Genomic DNA, 17,623 nt, shown 5'->3' with positions numbered 1-17,623 from the left:
TCATTTTACTAAAAGTGATCTTTTCATTACTTATACTGAGATTTGTGTCACAATAATTTCGCAAACACATTGCCGCGTCAAAAAATAAAATAGCGGTGAAAACAACATCGAAAATATGAAAACACTTCAGGTATGGTATGGAAGATCAAACAGAAATTTCTCCTCCCGCTAGAGTAAAGAACGCTACTCTTCAGCGTGGGCTAACAAATCGTCATATTCAATTAATTGCGATTGGTGGTGCTATTGGTACTGGTCTATTTATGGGATCAGGGAAAACTATTTCGCTCGCTGGACCATCAATTATTTTTGTTTATATGATAATTGGCTTTGTCTTGTTCTTTGTGATGAGAGCAATGGGGGAGCTGTTATTATCAAATTTAGAATATAAGTCATTTAGTGATTTTGCGGGTGATTTACTCGGACCATGGGCTGGCTTCTTTGTGGGGTGGACATATTGGTTTTGCTGGGTCATTACAGGTATTGCAGATATTGTCGCGATAACATCTTATATTAGTTATTGGGCTCCTCACTTTCCTGAATGGGGCACTTCCTTTATTTGTGTACTGACGTTACTTATTTTAAATTTAGCAACAGTCAAACTTTTTGGAGAAATGGAATTTTGGTTCTCCATGATAAAAATAACCGCCATTGTCTCTTTAATTATTGTTGGTATTGTTCTTATCAGTATTGGGTTTGAATCGCCAGCAGGACACACGGCGGCACTAGAAAATATTTGGAATGATGGGGGAATGTTCCCTAAAGGATTAAGTGGATTTTTTGCCGGATTTCAAATTGCTATTTTTGCTTTTGTTGGGATTGAATTAGTCGGTACTGCTGCTGCTGAAACGCGTAATCCAGAGAAATCTTTACCGAAAGCGATCAATGCTATTCCTATCCGTATTATTACTTTTTATGTATTAGCATTAGCCATTATTATGTCAGTAACACCATGGCGTTCTATTTTGGCGGATAAAAGCCCATTTGTTGAGTTATTCGTTATGATAGGGATACCTGCTGCCGCAAGTTTAGTCAACTTTGTGGTATTAACCGCTGCCGCCTCTTCTGCGAATAGTGGGATATTTTCCACTAGCCGAATGTTGTTTGGTTTATCTAAAGAAGGCGAAGCACCAAAACAGTTTAGTCAATTATCTAAACGTGCAGTACCTGCCAATGGGTTGTTATTTACGAGCTTATGCCTATCATGTGGAATTATATTAATTTACTTTATTCCTGATGTGATGCATGTATTTACCTTGGTAACAACCGTCTCTGCATTATTATTTATGTTTATTTGGAGTATGATTTTATGCTCTTATTTGGCATATCGTAAAAAACGTCCGCAACTGCATGAGAAGTCTATCTATAAAATGCCTTTGGGCATTATTATGTCGTGGTTATGTCTTGCATTTTTTGTATTTATGACAGTGTTATTAGCTTTTGAGCATGATACTCGTCAAGCATTAAGTGTGACTCCATTATGGTTTATCGCATTAGCAGTTGGTTATCAATTCGTTAAGAAGAAAAAACTGGCTCAAAAATAATCCAATAGTGCTAATAGTGATAGTGTAAAAGTGAAAAGCCTTATTATTAAATAAGGCTTTTTATTAAAAATAAAATGCTATTGCTAATAAAATAATTGATATTTATTAAAATAAAAAATCATTATAAATAAAGTTTGTATTTGTTTTTTACCATTATTTCAAGTGGAATGCAGATGTTATTTTTCTAAAAAGAATTATTTTTTAAATATGTTAACTACATCCGGTATTTTTTTAAAAATACACTATCCTACAATTAAAATAAAAGGAGACGGTATGTATAAGAATATTTTGGTTCCCATTGATATTGATGAAGATAACCTGATGAACAAAGCAATTCCGTTAGTGGAAAATATTGCAAAAAATGAAGATCCTTATGTTCATTTTTTGTATGTACTTCCTAAACTTCCACAATCTTCTTATTATCGACTTGTTATGAATGGCGATCAATTGGATCAAGGATGCTTAAAAACGTCAGCGGAAAAAGAGCTTAAAAAAATAATCGAGCGTTTTGATTTACCTGATGACAGAATGCAAACTCACATTTGTATTGGTACACCACGAGATGCAATATTACAGATTGCTGATGAAATAAATGCGGATTTAATTGTGATTGGCTCACATAATCCTGAAGATGATTCTTATCATATTGGCTCAACTGCCGCAGATATTACACGTTATGCAAAACGTTCTGTTATGGTGGTGAGGTAGTTGGGGGCACGATAAATCTAATAGGCTTAGATGCAATAAATAAGAATATTTACAGGATTTAGTTATATCGCTGTTATGTTTTGTGCACACGTAACAGCGACTCTACAAGTAAAAAGGTAAGGTAATCGCACAAATTAGCAGTTTTTATATTTGGAACAAAAACTTTTTTTAATTACTATTAAGTTATCTCCTGATAATAATTAAAAAATCCCTATGTTAACGATCACCGCATTACTAGAAAACAAATCGATTAATCCTGAACTTAACCATTATCCTGGTTTGTCATTATTGTTAGAAGATGATGAATGCCAAGCTAAAATTCTCTTTGATACTGGAAAAGATCTTACCTTTATTTCAAATGCAAAAAAAATGGGTATTGATTTAACTACATTGAAAGCGATTGTTGTGTCTCATGGGCATTATGATCATTTTGGTGGATTGACTCGTTTGCCAACAGATTTTTTTACCCATAAACCAAGAGTTATTGCTCATCCTCATTTGTTTTCTGTTCGCTATTCAGCACTGTTTTTAGGCAATAAAAATATCAAATTTAAACGGTTAGCACCTTTATTTGATCGTGTAAAACTCGAATCACAGTTTTCTTTTGAATTAACACAAGCCCCGCTACTCTTAGAGGAAAATTTTATCTATTCAGGAGAAGTGACTCAACGCCAAGTGAATAAACGCTATGGTGTTATTATTCATGAATTAGGTGAAGAAGATGATTACGTTCTTGATGATAGCTTTCTTGTTTGGCAAGGAAAAAAAGGCCTAGTCATTATCACTGGTTGTAGTCATTCGGGTATTGAATCTATCATTGAGCACGCAAAAAAAATAACAGGAAATAATAATATTCAAGCGATTGTAGGGGGATTGCATTTACGCTGTGCAACACCTTCTGCATTACAACGTGCTAAAAAAGCCATAGATGGAAATATTGATGTGTATGGATGTCATTGTACGGGTGTATTAGGACGAAAATACCTTAATGCAAAAGATTTCAATGCAGGACAATCTTTATTTTTTGAATAAAAATAAACAGACAAATTTATATCCTCATTTTAGAAATAGGTGAGGATATGAAATAAAAAAGAAAATAGGCTATTTATAGTGAATCAAAAATTCGCTGATAAATGACTTTTACAATGTGGTCTTTTTTCTGATTATATTGATGTACATTTTCAACATTTTCTTTTGCAGTGAGTTTTGCATCTATATATAGCTCTCTATCTTCTTTATGGTTAATTAACCAATCTCTAAATAAAATATGTCTGAGATGTTCAGGACAATTAGGTGCAAATACATGTAGATTCACATTAGGTGTTTCTAGTTTTAGCATACGATGCTGATACCATGAAGGTTCTCTCACCGTAAGTTTATAACCTAACTGATTTAACCAAGGAATATAGCTTGGTTCATCTGCAGGATCAGCAACAATTAAGTCAATATCAATGATCGGCTTTGCATTTAATTCAGGGACGGCTGTTGATCCAATATGTTCAATAGCTAAACATTTATCTTTTAATTTTTCGATAATATTTTCTTTTTGTTGATTAAATAATGTTACCCATAATTTATTATATGGCTCAATGTTGATTACACTTGGTGTCGGTTTTCCATTCACCCATGGATTTTCATCAGGAGAACTTTCTTCAAATGTACAGATTTGCTGTTTTAGATCTTGATTCATAAGTATCTCATTTAAGGTTTTGGAAGGTAGAGAATGAAAATAAATATATTTGAATTAAACTTATGATAAATGCAGAAATAGCGATAAAAAAGAGATGATTTTTTATTTTTTTTGGTTAGTATTCTAGCAAATTAACCTATTGAAACAAAAAAATTAACGCACATTTAGTGCTATTTATAACGGAGAGAATGGTTGAATACTTGTTGGCAATAAATGACGTAGATTTATTGCCAAATGGAAGGGGTATGAGTCCTTTTACTTGCGAATGACCATTACTGAACGTGACGTATTGTTTACAATATAATCGGCTGTCGAACCCAGTAATATATTGTTTTGGTTACGTGAGCTTGAACCTATAATAATGGTATCTGCATCAATTTTTTCTGCTAACTCTAGAATATTATAATTAGGCGTACCAATCACAGCATGGCATTGGTATTGTTCTCTGGATAAGTTAAATTGTTGTTTTACGCATAGCTCTAATTTTTCAGTTAATAAAACTAAAGCTTGTTGCTTTTTCTCAACAACAGACGTGCTATCACAATTAAGTCCATAAGCCTCTAAAGAGCGCAAGTTAGGCATAACGGTAATGAAATGGAAATAATTTTCTGGTTTCCTAGCTAGAAAGTGAATATCTTCGATCATGCGTTGAATTCTGCTATCTTCTAATAAATCAATTGCAACAAGATATTTGTTAGCCATAGTGTGCCTTTTCAATAATTAGACCTTAAATTAAGTATAGGTAAATCAGCTTATAAGTTGAAATTTAAAAGTAAATATTGCGATTATTGCGTCATTATTTTGGGTGTTTTGGCGCTAAAAGATAAAAAAATGGTGTGGTAAATGTGTAAATCCATTAAAATTGTCTAATAGACCTTTTATTATTTTTACACATCACGGAATGATACCGATAGGTTATAGTTTATATGAAAAAATCAAGCGAAGACTTACTGAAATGTATTGCCACTATATTACAGTGGGTGCTTAACATTGGATTGCTTATTTTAGCAATTGTATTGGTCAGTTTTCTTATCAAAGAAACGTATGTCATTGCTTCATTATTATTTAATTTAGGTGCAGAAGAGTCCTCTTATCAATTACTAGAAGGTATTTTGATCTACTTTCTTTATTTTGAGTTTATTGCACTTATTGTTAAGTATTTTTTATCTGGTGGACATTTTCCTCTTAGATATTTTATTTATATTGGAATAACCGCAATAGTGCGTTTAATTATTGTTGAGCATAAAGACTCCGTTGATACGCTAATTCAATCAGGTGCAATATTACTGTTAGTTGTTGCGTTATTTATCGCTAACACTGAAAAATTAAAACGAACTTGATTCAACGATAAGTTGTGCTCAACAAGCGATTCAGCATAGAAAGCATGACTTAAAATTAAAAATAAAGAGTCAGGTTTTCCGCAAGATTGGGAGAGGTATGTTATTATCTCTCCTAATTCTATTCTGGGTTATACAAAAATATTACTATGTCTTATCAATGTCCATTATGTTATCAGGCACTTTTTCTTCAAGCTCACAGTTGGGTTTGTGAAAATAATCATCAATTCGATTGTGCTAAAGAAGGGTATGTCAATTTGTTGCCAGTGCAATTTAAACGCTCAAAAGAGCCTGGTGATAGTGCTGAAATGATAAGCGCACGCCGTGCATTTTTAGATGCAGGCTTTTATCAGCCAATGCGAGATAAAGTGGCTGAGTTAATACAAACATTATTGCCTGAAGATAACAGCGCTGTATTGGATATTGGCTGTGGTGAGGGTTATTACACTAACCAGCTCTATCAAAACCTAAAATTGCTTAATCCACAAATATACGGTTTAGATGTTTCTAAGGTTGCCATTAAATATGCAGCTAAACGCTATTCATCAATTCATTTTTGTGTAGCATCAAGTCAACGTTTACCTTTTTGTGATGCTTCTTTAAATGCGGTTGTCCGTATTTACGCCCCTTGTAATCATGATGAATTAGCAAGAGTTATTGTGCACAATGGTTATATTGTTACGGTTACACCCGCTCCTCGCCATCTTTATCAGTTAAAAGCACTGATTTATTCAGAAGTACATCTTCATCCATTAAAAGAAGAATATTTTGATGGGTTTAATAAAGTGTCTGAACATCAAGTTGCTTATATGATGAATTTAAATGGTAAACAAGCTTTTGATTTATTACAAATGACACCATTTGCATGGCGTGCAAGTGAAGAAGTAAAACAGACATTAGCGGAAAGTAAACGCTTTGAATGTGAAACAGATTTTTTAATTCGAGTCTATCAACGCCATGCTTAATAAAGTGAAATAAAAGGTATTTAGTTAAACTAATAAAAAAGCTTAGGTTGTAATATTTTAAACCTAAGCTTTTTTATATGCTTTATTCGTGATTATTTTGCGTACATAAATAATTCTAAGTGTTCAAATACAATATTAAAGCCGATAGCAATTAATACGATCCCACCAATAATCTCTGCTTTTTTTCCAAGTACTGGACCAATATAACGGCCAATTAACATACCCAAAGTTGCCATGATCATGGTCATCATACCAATTGTCATTGCAGTATGAACAATATTTACTTGAAGGAATGCTAAACCGACACCAATTGCCATTGCATCAAGACTTGTTGCAATTCCTGTTGCGATTAAAGACAGTGAGCCGTGGCGTTGTGGGGCTTCTTCTTCACAAGGGCAATTATCACCACGTTTTAAGCTTTGGTAAATCATTCGACTACCAAGAACAAACAATAATCCAAAGGCAACCCAGTGATCCCATTGAATAATATATTGGCTTGTATATAAACCTAGTGCCCAACCAATAACAGGTGTGCTGGCTTCAATAATACCGAATATAAATCCAGTACGGAGTGCTTCACGAAAACGAGGTTTGTGTAATGTGGCACCTTTACAGACAGCGACAGCAAATGCGTCCATGGAAAGGGCTAGGGCGAGAATGATAGTTGCGTAGAAACTCATAATAAAGCCTCGGTTGGGGTATTTCCATATACACACAATTGACCCCCAACCAAAGAAGTACAATCATGTGTCTATGGTCTTGCCAACCGTATTACGGCATCTGTACCACGCTAGATGAAAATAAGCGAGTATGTTGATACAGATTTCTTAAAATAATATTTTTTATTTTAAGACAGGCTACTCCCCAATGACTTGGTGCAGAAGATAACATATTATTTCTGAAAGGCAACATATTATTTATTATATTTCAAAGATGATATTGATAATAATTATCATTATTAAATCTGGTGGCTTTAAATATATTATAAATAATAATCAGATGTTAAAAAAATGATAATTTTCAATGTGATGAATAATTAACCCTATAATAAATAGTGGGTTTTAATTATCTTTATAATAAAAAATTAATTTTTTATAGAAATAAATACACTTAAAAATTATAAGCTTTATTTTCTGTAAAATTAAATGAATATTAAATAAACCTATATTTAATGCGTATATTTAATATAGAAAAATAAGAAAAGTTTAAAATATAAAAATTATATTAATTATTTCTAAATGTGTATTTAATGATTATTATCTTTAGTTATCTAAGGGTTAATCGATAATTAAAAATAAAGAGCTTAAAATAAAAAAGCCATTCATATTGAATGGCTTTTCGTTTAAATAAGGGGGGTTAGTCACACTGTACTTTGATTGCGAGACCACCGCGTGATGTTTCGCGGTATTTAGCATTCATGTCTTTACCTGTTTCGTACATGGTTTCAATGACTTTATCGAGAGAAACGCGAGGTTCGCTGGTACGACGAATTGCCATACGTGCGGCATTAACGGCTTTAACTGAAGCAATAGCATTACGTTCAATACAAGGCACTTGAACTTGACCTGCAACAGGATCACACGTTAACCCCAGATTGTGTTCCATACCGATTTCAGCGGCAATACAGACTTGCTCTGGACTTCCACCTAATAATTCAGCAAGACCCGCCGCAGCCATTGAACAAGCGACGCCAACTTCGCCTTGGCAACCTACTTCAGCACCTGAAATAGAAGCATTCATCTTGTAAAGAATGCCGATTGCGCCAGATGCTAAAAAATAGCGTAAATAGGTTTCTTGTGTAACGGGTTCGATGCAACGATCGTAGTAAGCTAATACAGCAGGAACGATACCACAGGCGCCATTTGTTGGTGCGGTTACAACGCGTCCACCTGCTGCGTTTTCTTCATTTACAGCCAGTGCAAACATATTGATCAGATCAACCACTTTCATTGGATCGTTTGATAGGCTGTTGCTTGATGTTAATAAGCGGTTTAATGCGGCTGCACGACGAGGTACACGTAATGGTCCTGGTAATACGCCTTCTGTATTTAAACCGTGTTCAATACACTCTTGCATTGTTTTATAAACATCAGCGAAGTAAGCATTAATTTCTGCTTGAGTATGGAGATCCAGCTCATTTTTCATCATTAAGCTAGAAATAGATAAACCTGTTTCTTTACAGTGTTTTAATAACTCTTCTGCGCTCGCATAAGGGTATGATACAGGCTTGCTATTTAATGTTGATTTACCGAAGTTTTCTTCATCGACGATAAAACCACCACCAATAGAGTAGTATGTTTTTCTATAAACTTCTTTGTCGCCCGCAAAAGCATGGATTGTCATACCATTTTCATGTAATGATAAGTTGTCATTGCTGAAATGCATGCTTTCTGCTGGAAAATCAACTACTTTTAAGCCATTTGCTAGTGGTAGCTTGCCAGTTTCTTCCACTTCGCGAATAAAACCGGGAATGCTATCAATATCGACAGTAGCTGGTGCATTACCGGCTAACCCCATAATAATTGCGATATCAGTATGGTGACCTTTGCCTGTCAAAGACAAGGAGCCGTAAACATCAACAGCTACACGAGTGACAGACGCAATCAATTCCTGGCTGACTAAATCATCGACAAATTCTTTACCCGCTTTCATTGGCCCTACGGTGTGAGAGCTAGATGGTCCGATGCCCACTTTAAACATGTCGAAAACGCTAATCACGTCAGACTCCTTAATAATAAGAGAGAGGGTTAAAAAGAATAAAATATAGTTATTTATAGTAAAGGGATCGTTTTTACGATTATATCGTCCCGTTAATAATGTAGTTTACAACATTTTTTTAAAATAGCTAAGTAGAGTTGTGAGAGCGGTGATAAAAAGCACTGGATGAATATAAAATAGCGCATTAAGTAATATGTAGAGCGAGTTTGTGCAAAATAGCGGCGGTTAATCCCCAGACGAGATGCCCATTATAAGGATAAAAATAAATACGATGATTTTCACCAGAACGATGAAAATCTAATGGTTGATAATGTTGTGCATTAAGTACATGGCTGAGTGGCATTTCAAAGATAGAGGCAACTTCAGCCGGGTTATGACGTAACGGTAAACCCGCAGGAATAACACCGACAATAGGCGTAACTAAATATCCGCTAGAACTTTGCAAAGGAGCTAATTGACCAATAACGGATACGGCATTAGGTGGAATAGCGACTTCTTCATGTGCTTCTCTTAGTGCAGTTGCAATAAGGCTGCTATCTTCAGGATCACGTTTACCGCCGGGTAAAGCGACTTGCCCTGCATGAGAGCGTAGTGTTGATGCACGCTCAGTTAATAATAATGTTGGGCTAGGTTTATTGATAATCGGCAGCAAGACGGCTGCCGATTTTGGGGCATGAAGAGGCTGATTTACCTTTTCATTTGGTAACGTGAGTTGAAAGCGATTAATAAAAGTATCAATGGGTGTCATCGATAGTAGACTCACTTAAAACAGTTAATATTTGACCAAGTTTATCGAATGTTTCTTGGTATTCTTTTTCAGCAACGCTATCAGCAACAATACCACCACCAGCCCAGCAGTAAATTTTATTTTTTTCAGTCAATAAAGTACGGATGCTGATATTGGTATCCATGGTGCCACAAAAACTGATATAACCAATTGCGCCACAGTATCCATGGCGACGATGGGGTTCAAGCTCCTCGATAATTTCCATTGCTCTGATTTTTGGGGCGCCTGTGATAGAACCACCGGGGAAAGCCGCTCTTAATAAATCAGTTGCTGTTAAATGAGAAGGCAATTGTGCGGTAATCGTACTCACTAAATGATGTACTGCAGGAAAACGCTCAACAACAAATAACTCTGGCACTTTTACTGAGCCTGTGACTGCAACTTTACCAATATCATTACGCATCAAATCTACAATCATTAAGTTTTCAGCGCGATCTTTACGCGAATTTGCTAATAATTGGGCTTGTTCATCATCTTCTTCTGGTGATGATTTACGCGGTAGTGTTCCTTTTATTGGGCGTGTTTCTATTTTATTATCAGCTAAATGAATAAAGCGTTCAGGTGAAATACTCATCACAAAATTGTTGGGTAAACACATAAAAGAAGAGAATGGTGCTTTATTTGCTTGATTTAATGTTAAGAATGCACTCCATTCACTACCTGTATAGTTTGCAGAAAAACGCTGAGCCAAATTAACTTGATAGCAGTCACCCGAAAGTAAGTATTGATGAATTTTAGCAATTTTCTCGTTATATTCATCACTACTGATGTTTGACTGCCAATCACTTGTTAAGGTGAATGGCGAATCGAGCGCTGTGGATGTTTGGCTTTCTAACCACTGTAAACGCTCATCAATATCGTGATAGCTAATCAAAGTCGCTTTTTTTAAGTGATGATCGACAATAAGGGCCCAGTCATAAATACCGATTGCCATATCTGCGAAATTAAGTTCATTTTTCGCGATTTCAGGTAGGTTTTCAAAACGACGTCCTAAATCATAGCTCCAAATACCTAAAGCACCGCCTAAAAAAGGTAATGACTCATTATATTCTGGGTGAAAATGGAATTGTTCTAACACAGATTGAATAAGCGTGAAGGGATCTTTTTTGGAACGTTTTAGTGTGCCGTTTTTTTCTTTAATTGTTGTTGTTTGCTTGCGAGTTTCTAAGGTCACAACAGGATCAGAGACAACAATATCAAAACGATTATGAGGATGTTCGGCAAAGCCAGAATGAAGTAAACTAGACCAAGGCAATGACGCAATAGGGGAAAATACTCGCAAGGCTAGCTCAGGGGTATACGTTAATTCGCGTTGTTGTAATTGCATATCCATCTTATGACCATGTAAACAAAGTGTGTTGTATTATTCGCACAAAATTGTAATCAAACAGATTACATTCATGTAAATCTAAAATAGACGTTAATAAAGATAAGAGTAACATTATGTTTCTAGGAATGCCTACATTAACACATGAAGAGCAGCAAAAAGCAGTAGAAAAAATTCAATCTCTAATGGCTGAGGGAATGAGCAGTGGAGAGGCAATTCAGTTAGTTGCTCAAGAATTAAGAGAGAAACATACAACCCGTGAATCTGTTTCTATCGTTTTTGATGATGAAAATGAATAAAACATTTTTTTAACAAGTGTCACAATTGTGTTATTACCCATGTGCTATGCTTAATGGAAACACATCCTGTTTTAAAGGATATTTTCGGGAGGTTATATGAAATTAAGCAAGTTTGTTGGTCAAATAGGGATACTTGGAGCAGGTCTTTTACTTGCTGTTTCTTTTGGAGCATCTGCAGAAAGTATCGAAAATGTTAATAAAGATATTGTACGTTCTGCTCCCTTTGCGAGTTGCGTTAATTTAGATAATAATCAACTTGTTACAAGAGTAAAAAATGATTATTTACAAAATCGTTTACCGCGTTGGCAAGATGATAAAAATGCATTAGGACCAAAACCTGTTGCAAGTATTAATGCTAATGAAATTATTAAAATGGATAATAATTATCAGATGGTATTGAATGTCAGAGGGGCGAGAACAGATCTTCGTTACAACGTTCAAGTTAATTGTGATAATAATACCATCACTTATGTTTCTCCTAAATAATAGATAGGTGATAGTAAGTTATAGCTAATTAATTGAAAGAAAAAGAGATAAACCTAGGTTTATCTCTTTTTTTACCACTATCAAAATAATGGAAAATTGTGGGCTATTTTTTTACCGGTGGTTCATAAGGTAAACGAGTATAGTGTTGGCTTCTTGCACGATAAAATGCGAGTCTTTCTTGAAAGAAGGCTTGAAATGCTTGAGGTTGTTCTCTTAAAACGACCTCGGCGACAACGGGCATATTATAGCGCTCTTTAAAAGCGACGCCTGAAGCCGCTAAACTTATATTTAGCTTATCTTTTTCTTCTTGTGTTAATTCTGAAAGGTTATAACTCATTATCTTTCCCTCTATAACAATATCAGTAAGGTAAAAGAGGATGCTTATTAATGCAAGCAAAGAAAGATATTAGTCATTTATGTGAAGTAAAAATAATACATTTTATTTGGAACAATTTTTAATCAAAGCGATTAAATATAACAATAAAATTTTATCTCTCTTTAATTGTTATACTACTTTATAGGTAACTTAAATAAAGCGAATGATAAAATGGGCATTTTCAACATGGATTAAATAGATTTTAAAATAGAGAAAATGCGGTTTTTTTATGCAAAGAATAAATAATATGAATGTTTAATTTGATTTAGATCAATGAAAAGAGAGTGGGATTTTGTATTAAAAATAGGTAAATAATATTAATTTATAAATTGGACATTTCATGTTTTTTTATTTTCTATTGTTTGACAAGGGGTTATGATAATACACTGAAATATTGAGATAAAAAAAATGCCCTGTTGGGGAAACAGGGCGAAAAATAATACAACACCAGGGAAAAACATAGTATAAATAAAATTAACTTAATGGTTAATAGGTAAACTTACGTGATTATACATTTTTTTATTAATATAAAATTAAGTGTTATTAAATTTTAATTAATATTCAAAAAAGAATAAGGTTATTAATGAATAGTAAGTGAATAAAAAAGAGAAGAGAAATCCATTAACAGTATTCATTAAAAACGAAAGATAACAATCCATATGATAATTAATGTATTAAAAGAAACGTGATAAAATAAAGAAGTTAAGTTTATTTCTTCTCTTGTTCTAATATCTTATTAATATTAAAGAATTTTATTTGTTTTTCAATATAAAATATTTATTGTTAATTGCTGTAAAAATCTTTATTTCTAAAATGTTAACAACTTAAATGTTAAATTGAATATTAAAAAGAACCTTAATTAACCATTTTAATCGTTCATTTAAATCTTATTTTAGATAAATAGAAAAAATTATTAATTGATGTTTTTTTAATCTACTCGTTCTTTTTTCTAAAATGACTGATTAACTTAATGACTAAAGTATTTACTTTACTTTATCGAGTTAATGAAATAAAGAAATGATTATTTATCATAATGATATATATGGTTTTTTTATTTTTTAATATTGTTTGTTCTAGTTAATGAGATAATTAAAATAAAATAATAACACGCAAAAAAATAAACAAAAAATATACATATCACACAATATTGTGTTACATTTGCTTCGCTTTTCACACAGTAATCTTTGATATTACTTTAAGACGGATTCGGATCAGTAATTGACTCAATTATACGATATCTGCTTACTTTTTTATTTCAATAGCGATGTAAGGATAGGCTATATACGTTATTATATAAGGGGATTAATTTGACAGGGCTAATAAACTTTGCGAATAACATTTTATGGGGATATGTTCTTATCTACTTACTTCTTGGAGTCGGTATTTACTTTACTATCCGTACCGGATTTATACAAATCCGACATTTTAGTCATATGTTCTCTATTTTAAAAAATAGCCATAAGTCAGATAAATCAGGGATCTCTTCCTTTCAGGCATTATGCACCAGTTTAGCTGCGCGTGTAGGTACTGGAAACTTGACGGGGGTCGCTATTGCTTTAACAGCGGGCGGCCCTGGTGCTATTTTTTGGATGTGGGTCGTTGCTTTAATTGGCATGGCAACATCGTTAATAGAAAGTACATTAGCACAACTTTATAAAACAAAAGATGATGATGGGAATTACCGTGGCGGTCCTGCTTATTATATGACGAAAGGATTGAAAATGCGCTGGATGGGGGTTCTCTTCGCCATTTTCTTAATTATCGCCTTTGGTTTAGTTTTTAATGCTGTTCAAGCCAATTCTATTGCTCAAGCCACAGCTTCAGCCTTTAATTTTGAACCACTCTATGTAGGGATCTTTTTAGTACTAACCAGCGGATTTATTATTTTTGGTGGTCTGCGTTGGATCGCACGAGTTGCTGAATTAGTCGTTCCTATTATGGCAACGGCTTATTTATTATTAGCATTTTGGGTCGTTGCAGATCATATTGAGCGTTTACCTGAAGTTTTCATTTTAATCTTTAAAAGTGCTTTTGGCTTACAAGAAGCCGCAGCCGGTGCGATTGGCTATGGTATTAGTCAAGCGATGACTCAAGGTATTCAACGCGGTCTCTTTTCTAATGAAGCGGGTATGGGATCAGCACCTAATGCGGCTGCTTCAGCTACACCGTATCCACCACATCCTGCATCTCAAGGTTATATCCAAATGCTAGGGGTTTTTATGGATACCTTGGTTATTTGTAGTGCCACTGCGGTGATCATTTTATCATCTGGGGTGCTCGACAGTTATCCCGAAGGGATTAACGGTATTCAATTAACACAATTGGCATTGTCATCGAGTGTGGGAGGTTGGGGGAGTACTTTTATTGCGATTGCAATTTTCTTCTTCGCGTTTACCTCTATTATTGCCAATTATGCTTATGCTGAGAGTAATATGATTTTCCTTGGGCGTAATCACACGACAGGGCTATTTCTTTTACGTTCAGCGGTTTTAGCTATGGTGATGTTTGGGGCTTTAGCGGATATGCCGCTTGTTTGGAAAATGGCAGATCTCTCTATGGGATTAATGGCGATGACTAATTTAATCGCAATCATATTGCTTTCTGGTGTCGCCTTAAAATTAGTTAAAGATTATAACCAGCAGCGTCAAGCCGGTTTACTGCCTACATTTGATATTCGACAATATCCAGAGTTGAAAGATGATATTGAAGAAGGTATTTGGGATGAGAATATTGTTCCTGATGAACCTTTAGTTCGATGTGAAAAAGTAGGTAATAACTGAAGTAATAATAAAAAACAACCAAAACTTAAAACCCATATTCTTTAATATGGGTTTTTTGTCTACAATTTAGCCTTAAATTTACTGTTTAACATTATTCAGGATGGATGATGAATTTTAATCGCTATAGCTTAGGCTTACTTATTACTTTGGGATTGCTTTCAGGTTGCTCTCAGCAACCTCAGCTTATTGATAGAGGTAGCTATATTGCGCAAGTTGTTCCTAATAACCCAGGGCAAGATAATCGTGTAAAATTTTTAGTCATGCACTATACCGCAATGGATGATGAAGGATCGTTAAAAACGTTAACGTCGGGGAATGTGAGTAGCCATTATCTAATCCCTTCTAAACCAGAATTAGTTGATAATAAACCCGTTGTTTACTATCTAGTCAGTGAAGATAAAAGAGCATGGCATGCAGGTTTAAGCCAGTGGGGAAATAGTGCTGGTTTGAATGATGGTTCTATCGGTATTGAAATAGTCAATTATGGTTATGAAGATCAGGGAAAATTAAGAAAATGGTTTCCTTATACTTCAGAACAAATTTCCACAATAGCCGTTATGATGAAAGATATTATTCAACGTTATGGTATTGAACCACAAAATGTTGTTGGCCATAGCGATATTGCACCACAACGCAAGGTTGATCCTGGACCACTTTTCCCATGGGCTGAGTTAGCAAAACAGGGAATAGGCGCTTGGCCTGATGACGATACCGTGACTTTTTATTTAGCGGGAAGAGAAAGCGCTGAGCCTGTTGATATTGCTAATTTCCAAACTCTTTTAGCGAAATATGGTTATCAAACACCTACGAGTGGCGTATTAGATCCTGAGACACAGAAAGTAGTCAGCGCATTTCAGATGCATTTTAGAGCAAGTGATATTAAAGGTATTCCTGATGCGCAATCAGAAGCAATTTTAATGGCATTGATTGATAAATATCGAACGAAATGGATACAACCCGTTATGTAGGTAACAGAGTATTCAATGAGTTAATAGTGATTAAAAATTAGCCCCAAAGCAGATATCTGCTTTGGGGCTAATTATTTATTTTATAGTATTAGAAGTAGCAATTTCAGGTTCAGTTTCTTTAAAATTGAGACTGATGATTAATGAAATAACGAATGCAATGATACCTGGTAATACCCAACCTAAGCCATAATCAGACAGAGGGATATAGCTAAATAATTGCAGTAAATCAGCATTTAACCACTTCAATTGTTTTAATGTATCGAAAAGGCTCATTAAGACAATGATTGCAATTGTAAAGCGATAGGTAAAGCGAGGCGCTTTTAATTTGTTACGGATAAATTGCAGTAATACCAAAGTGACTGATGTTGGATAAATCATTAATAATGCAGGAATAGTGACTCGTAATAATGTATCAAGACCAAACGTTGATACGATTGTGGTCATTAATGTAAATATCACAACCCAAAAGCGATAGCCTAAACGGTGATGGAATGTCGCAAAGTAGTCAGCCGCCGCACTAGTGACACCGACAAGTGTTGTCATACTGGCTAATAAAACAATACCGCCCATCAACCAAGTTCCCACAGAGCCAAATAATGCATCAACATAACGTGAGAAAATTTGACCACCGTTAGTGGCATTGAGTGCAGGATCAGCAAAAACAGAAACAGAATAGCTTGTTGCCCCTAAGTAGAAAAGACACAGATAAAGTGCGGCTAACAGTAAGACTGAAATCATACCTGCTTTTACGGTAATAAAACCGATTTGGCGTGGTTCAGTGATACCTTTAGTATATAAAGCACGGGCAACAATCCCTCCAAATGCCATGGCAGAAAGGACATCCATGGTTTGATAACCATCAATAAAGCCAGAAAAGAAGCCATTTACAGCATAAAGGCCTGTTGGTTCACCAATCGGGGAAATCGGTTTTGCCACAACCGCAATGCCCACAACCACCAGTAAGACTAACAGTGCGGGCGTCATAAACTTACCAATGGCGCTTATCATTGTGCCTTGTTTGAGCATGAAGAACATACTTGTGATATTGAAAACAAGTGCAAAAGTAAGGTGCGTTGCCGTATTTTTCTCAATAAGTCCTAAAGGTAAAAAACCCATTTCATAAGCGGTATTAGTGACACGAGGCATCGCAAAAGTGGAACCTACGATAAGATACAGTGCTACCCAGAAAATGACGGCAACCCATGAAGGTAAATCAACAGAAAGGCGTTCACCGCGTCCACGAATTGCAACAATAACTAAGGTTAGGAAAGGGAGTAAGACACCCGTAACGAGGAAACCTAAAGACGTACTAAACCAGAGGTTTCCCGATTGAAAACCCGCCATAGGGGGGAAAATAATATTGCCAGCGCCAAGGAAGAGTGCAAAAACCATCATTCCAAGAACGAGCATATCTTTTGTAGAAAGCATAACTTAAACTACCTGTCTGTGAAGAAAATATATAAATGATTTATATTTGTTATTCTACATCTAGCCTAATTAACAGCTTAATATGTTGTGAAAATGCAGTTTGAATAACGAAAAGTGAATTGATAGTAACAAATTCTGAAGGATATGTAAGAAGAAAGGCAGATTTAACGCTCATTTAACAGCAATTATAGAATCATAAAAGGCTATGTTTTT

Annotated in this window: 17 protein-coding genes and 1 riboswitch; of the genes, 9 read left to right on the top strand and 8 right to left on the bottom strand. The window is 34.8% G+C overall.

Annotation, left to right across the window (positions count from 1 at the left end):
• Window positions 1-137: 137 nt before the first annotated feature.
• The 3 genes from cycA (at window position 138) to SB028_RS11610 (ending at window position 3,281) form a co-directional block, all read left to right on the top strand.
• Window positions 138-1,541 (top strand): D-serine/D-alanine/glycine transporter, encoded by a 1,404-nt coding sequence (gene cycA, locus SB028_RS11620; protein ID WP_069367604.1) that lies wholly within the window; start codon window positions 138-140, stop codon window positions 1,539-1,541.
• A 273-nt stretch (window positions 1,542-1,814) separates the two neighbouring features.
• On the top strand, window positions 1,815-2,249 hold the full coding sequence (locus SB028_RS11615) for a universal stress protein (protein ID WP_069367603.1): 435 nt from the start codon (window positions 1,815-1,817) through the stop codon (window positions 2,247-2,249).
• 213 nt (window positions 2,250-2,462) lie between these two features.
• Window positions 2,463-3,281: an MBL fold metallo-hydrolase gene (locus SB028_RS11610; protein ID WP_069367602.1), complete on the top strand. Its 819-nt coding sequence runs from the start codon at window positions 2,463-2,465 to the stop codon at window positions 3,279-3,281.
• 73 nt (window positions 3,282-3,354) lie between these two features.
• Here the strand turns inward: SB028_RS11610 and SB028_RS11605 are convergent, their stop codons facing one another.
• The gene (locus SB028_RS11605) at window positions 3,355-3,939 is read right to left on the bottom strand and encodes a GrpB family protein (protein WP_069367601.1); all 585 of its coding nucleotides are present in this window, start codon (window positions 3,937-3,939) and stop codon (window positions 3,355-3,357) included.
• Window positions 3,940-4,194: 255 nt separating this feature from the next.
• Complete coding sequence (locus tag SB028_RS11600; RefSeq protein WP_069367600.1) at window positions 4,195-4,641, bottom strand: universal stress protein; 447 nt, start codon at window positions 4,639-4,641, stop codon at window positions 4,195-4,197.
• A gap of 224 nt (window positions 4,642-4,865) precedes the next feature.
• Between SB028_RS11600 and psiE the strand changes: the two genes are divergently transcribed.
• Window positions 4,866-5,279: a phosphate-starvation-inducible protein PsiE gene (psiE, locus tag SB028_RS11595; RefSeq protein WP_069367599.1), complete on the top strand. Its 414-nt coding sequence runs from the start codon at window positions 4,866-4,868 to the stop codon at window positions 5,277-5,279.
• Between the two features lie 146 nt (window positions 5,280-5,425).
• Window positions 5,426-6,241 carry a 23S rRNA (guanine(745)-N(1))-methyltransferase gene (rlmA, locus tag SB028_RS11590; RefSeq protein WP_069367598.1) on the top strand — a complete coding sequence of 272 codons (816 nt, stop codon included), beginning with the start codon at window positions 5,426-5,428 and terminating at the stop codon, window positions 6,239-6,241.
• A 92-nt stretch (window positions 6,242-6,333) separates the two neighbouring features.
• Here the strand turns inward: rlmA and mntP are convergent, their stop codons facing one another.
• The 4 genes from mntP to pabB form a co-directional block, all read right to left on the bottom strand.
• Window positions 6,334-6,921 carry a manganese efflux pump MntP gene (mntP, locus tag SB028_RS11585; protein WP_069367597.1) on the bottom strand — a complete coding sequence of 196 codons (588 nt, stop codon included), beginning with the start codon at window positions 6,919-6,921 and terminating at the stop codon, window positions 6,334-6,336.
• Window positions 6,922-7,006: 85 nt separating this feature from the next.
• Window positions 7,007-7,119, bottom strand: a riboswitch (yybP-ykoY riboswitch).
• A 478-nt stretch (window positions 7,120-7,597) separates the two neighbouring features.
• The gene (locus SB028_RS11580) at window positions 7,598-8,959 is read right to left on the bottom strand and encodes an L-serine ammonia-lyase (RefSeq protein ID WP_069367596.1); all 1,362 of its coding nucleotides are present in this window, start codon (window positions 8,957-8,959) and stop codon (window positions 7,598-7,600) included.
• A 184-nt stretch (window positions 8,960-9,143) separates the two neighbouring features.
• The gene (locus SB028_RS11575) at window positions 9,144-9,707 is read right to left on the bottom strand and encodes a CoA pyrophosphatase (RefSeq protein ID WP_069367595.1); all 564 of its coding nucleotides are present in this window, start codon (window positions 9,705-9,707) and stop codon (window positions 9,144-9,146) included.
• On the bottom strand, window positions 9,694-11,079 hold the full coding sequence (gene pabB / locus SB028_RS11570) for an aminodeoxychorismate synthase component 1 (protein ID WP_069367594.1): 1,386 nt from the start codon (window positions 11,077-11,079) through the stop codon (window positions 9,694-9,696). The genes SB028_RS11575 and pabB overlap by 14 nt, the downstream gene beginning before the upstream one ends.
• Before the next feature lie 110 nt (window positions 11,080-11,189).
• On the opposite strand from pabB, the gene SB028_RS11565 reads away from it, so the two are divergent.
• Both SB028_RS11565 and yebF read left to right on the top strand, forming a co-directional pair.
• Complete coding sequence (locus SB028_RS11565) at window positions 11,190-11,372, top strand: YoaH family protein (RefSeq protein WP_069367593.1); 183 nt, start codon at window positions 11,190-11,192, stop codon at window positions 11,370-11,372.
• A 96-nt stretch (window positions 11,373-11,468) separates the two neighbouring features.
• On the top strand, window positions 11,469-11,858 hold the full coding sequence (gene yebF / locus SB028_RS11560) for a protein YebF (RefSeq protein WP_069367592.1): 390 nt from the start codon (window positions 11,469-11,471) through the stop codon (window positions 11,856-11,858).
• 103 nt (window positions 11,859-11,961) lie between these two features.
• On the opposite strand, the gene SB028_RS11555 is transcribed toward yebF, so the two are convergent.
• The gene (locus SB028_RS11555) at window positions 11,962-12,195 is read right to left on the bottom strand and encodes a DNA polymerase III subunit theta (protein ID WP_069367591.1); all 234 of its coding nucleotides are present in this window, start codon (window positions 12,193-12,195) and stop codon (window positions 11,962-11,964) included.
• Window positions 12,196-13,541: 1,346 nt separating this feature from the next.
• Between SB028_RS11555 and SB028_RS11550 the strand changes: the two genes are divergently transcribed.
• Window positions 13,542-15,014 (top strand): alanine/glycine:cation symporter family protein, encoded by a 1,473-nt coding sequence (locus SB028_RS11550; RefSeq protein ID WP_069367590.1) that lies wholly within the window; start codon window positions 13,542-13,544, stop codon window positions 15,012-15,014.
• Between the two features lie 107 nt (window positions 15,015-15,121).
• Window positions 15,122-15,982: an N-acetylmuramoyl-L-alanine amidase gene (locus SB028_RS11545; protein ID WP_069367589.1), complete on the top strand. Its 861-nt coding sequence runs from the start codon at window positions 15,122-15,124 to the stop codon at window positions 15,980-15,982.
• 75 nt (window positions 15,983-16,057) lie between these two features.
• On the opposite strand, the gene brnQ is transcribed toward SB028_RS11545, so the two are convergent.
• Window positions 16,058-17,410 carry a branched-chain amino acid transport system II carrier protein gene (brnQ, locus tag SB028_RS11540; protein ID WP_069367588.1) on the bottom strand — a complete coding sequence of 451 codons (1,353 nt, stop codon included), beginning with the start codon at window positions 17,408-17,410 and terminating at the stop codon, window positions 16,058-16,060.
• Window positions 17,411-17,623 lie beyond the last annotated feature (213 nt).

The sequence above is a fragment of the Proteus vulgaris genome (assembly GCF_033708015.1).
Classification (GTDB): domain Bacteria; phylum Pseudomonadota; class Gammaproteobacteria; order Enterobacterales; family Enterobacteriaceae; genus Proteus.
Note: the sequence above shows the minus strand (reverse complement) of the source record. Positions and strands in the feature narration are given on the sequence as shown.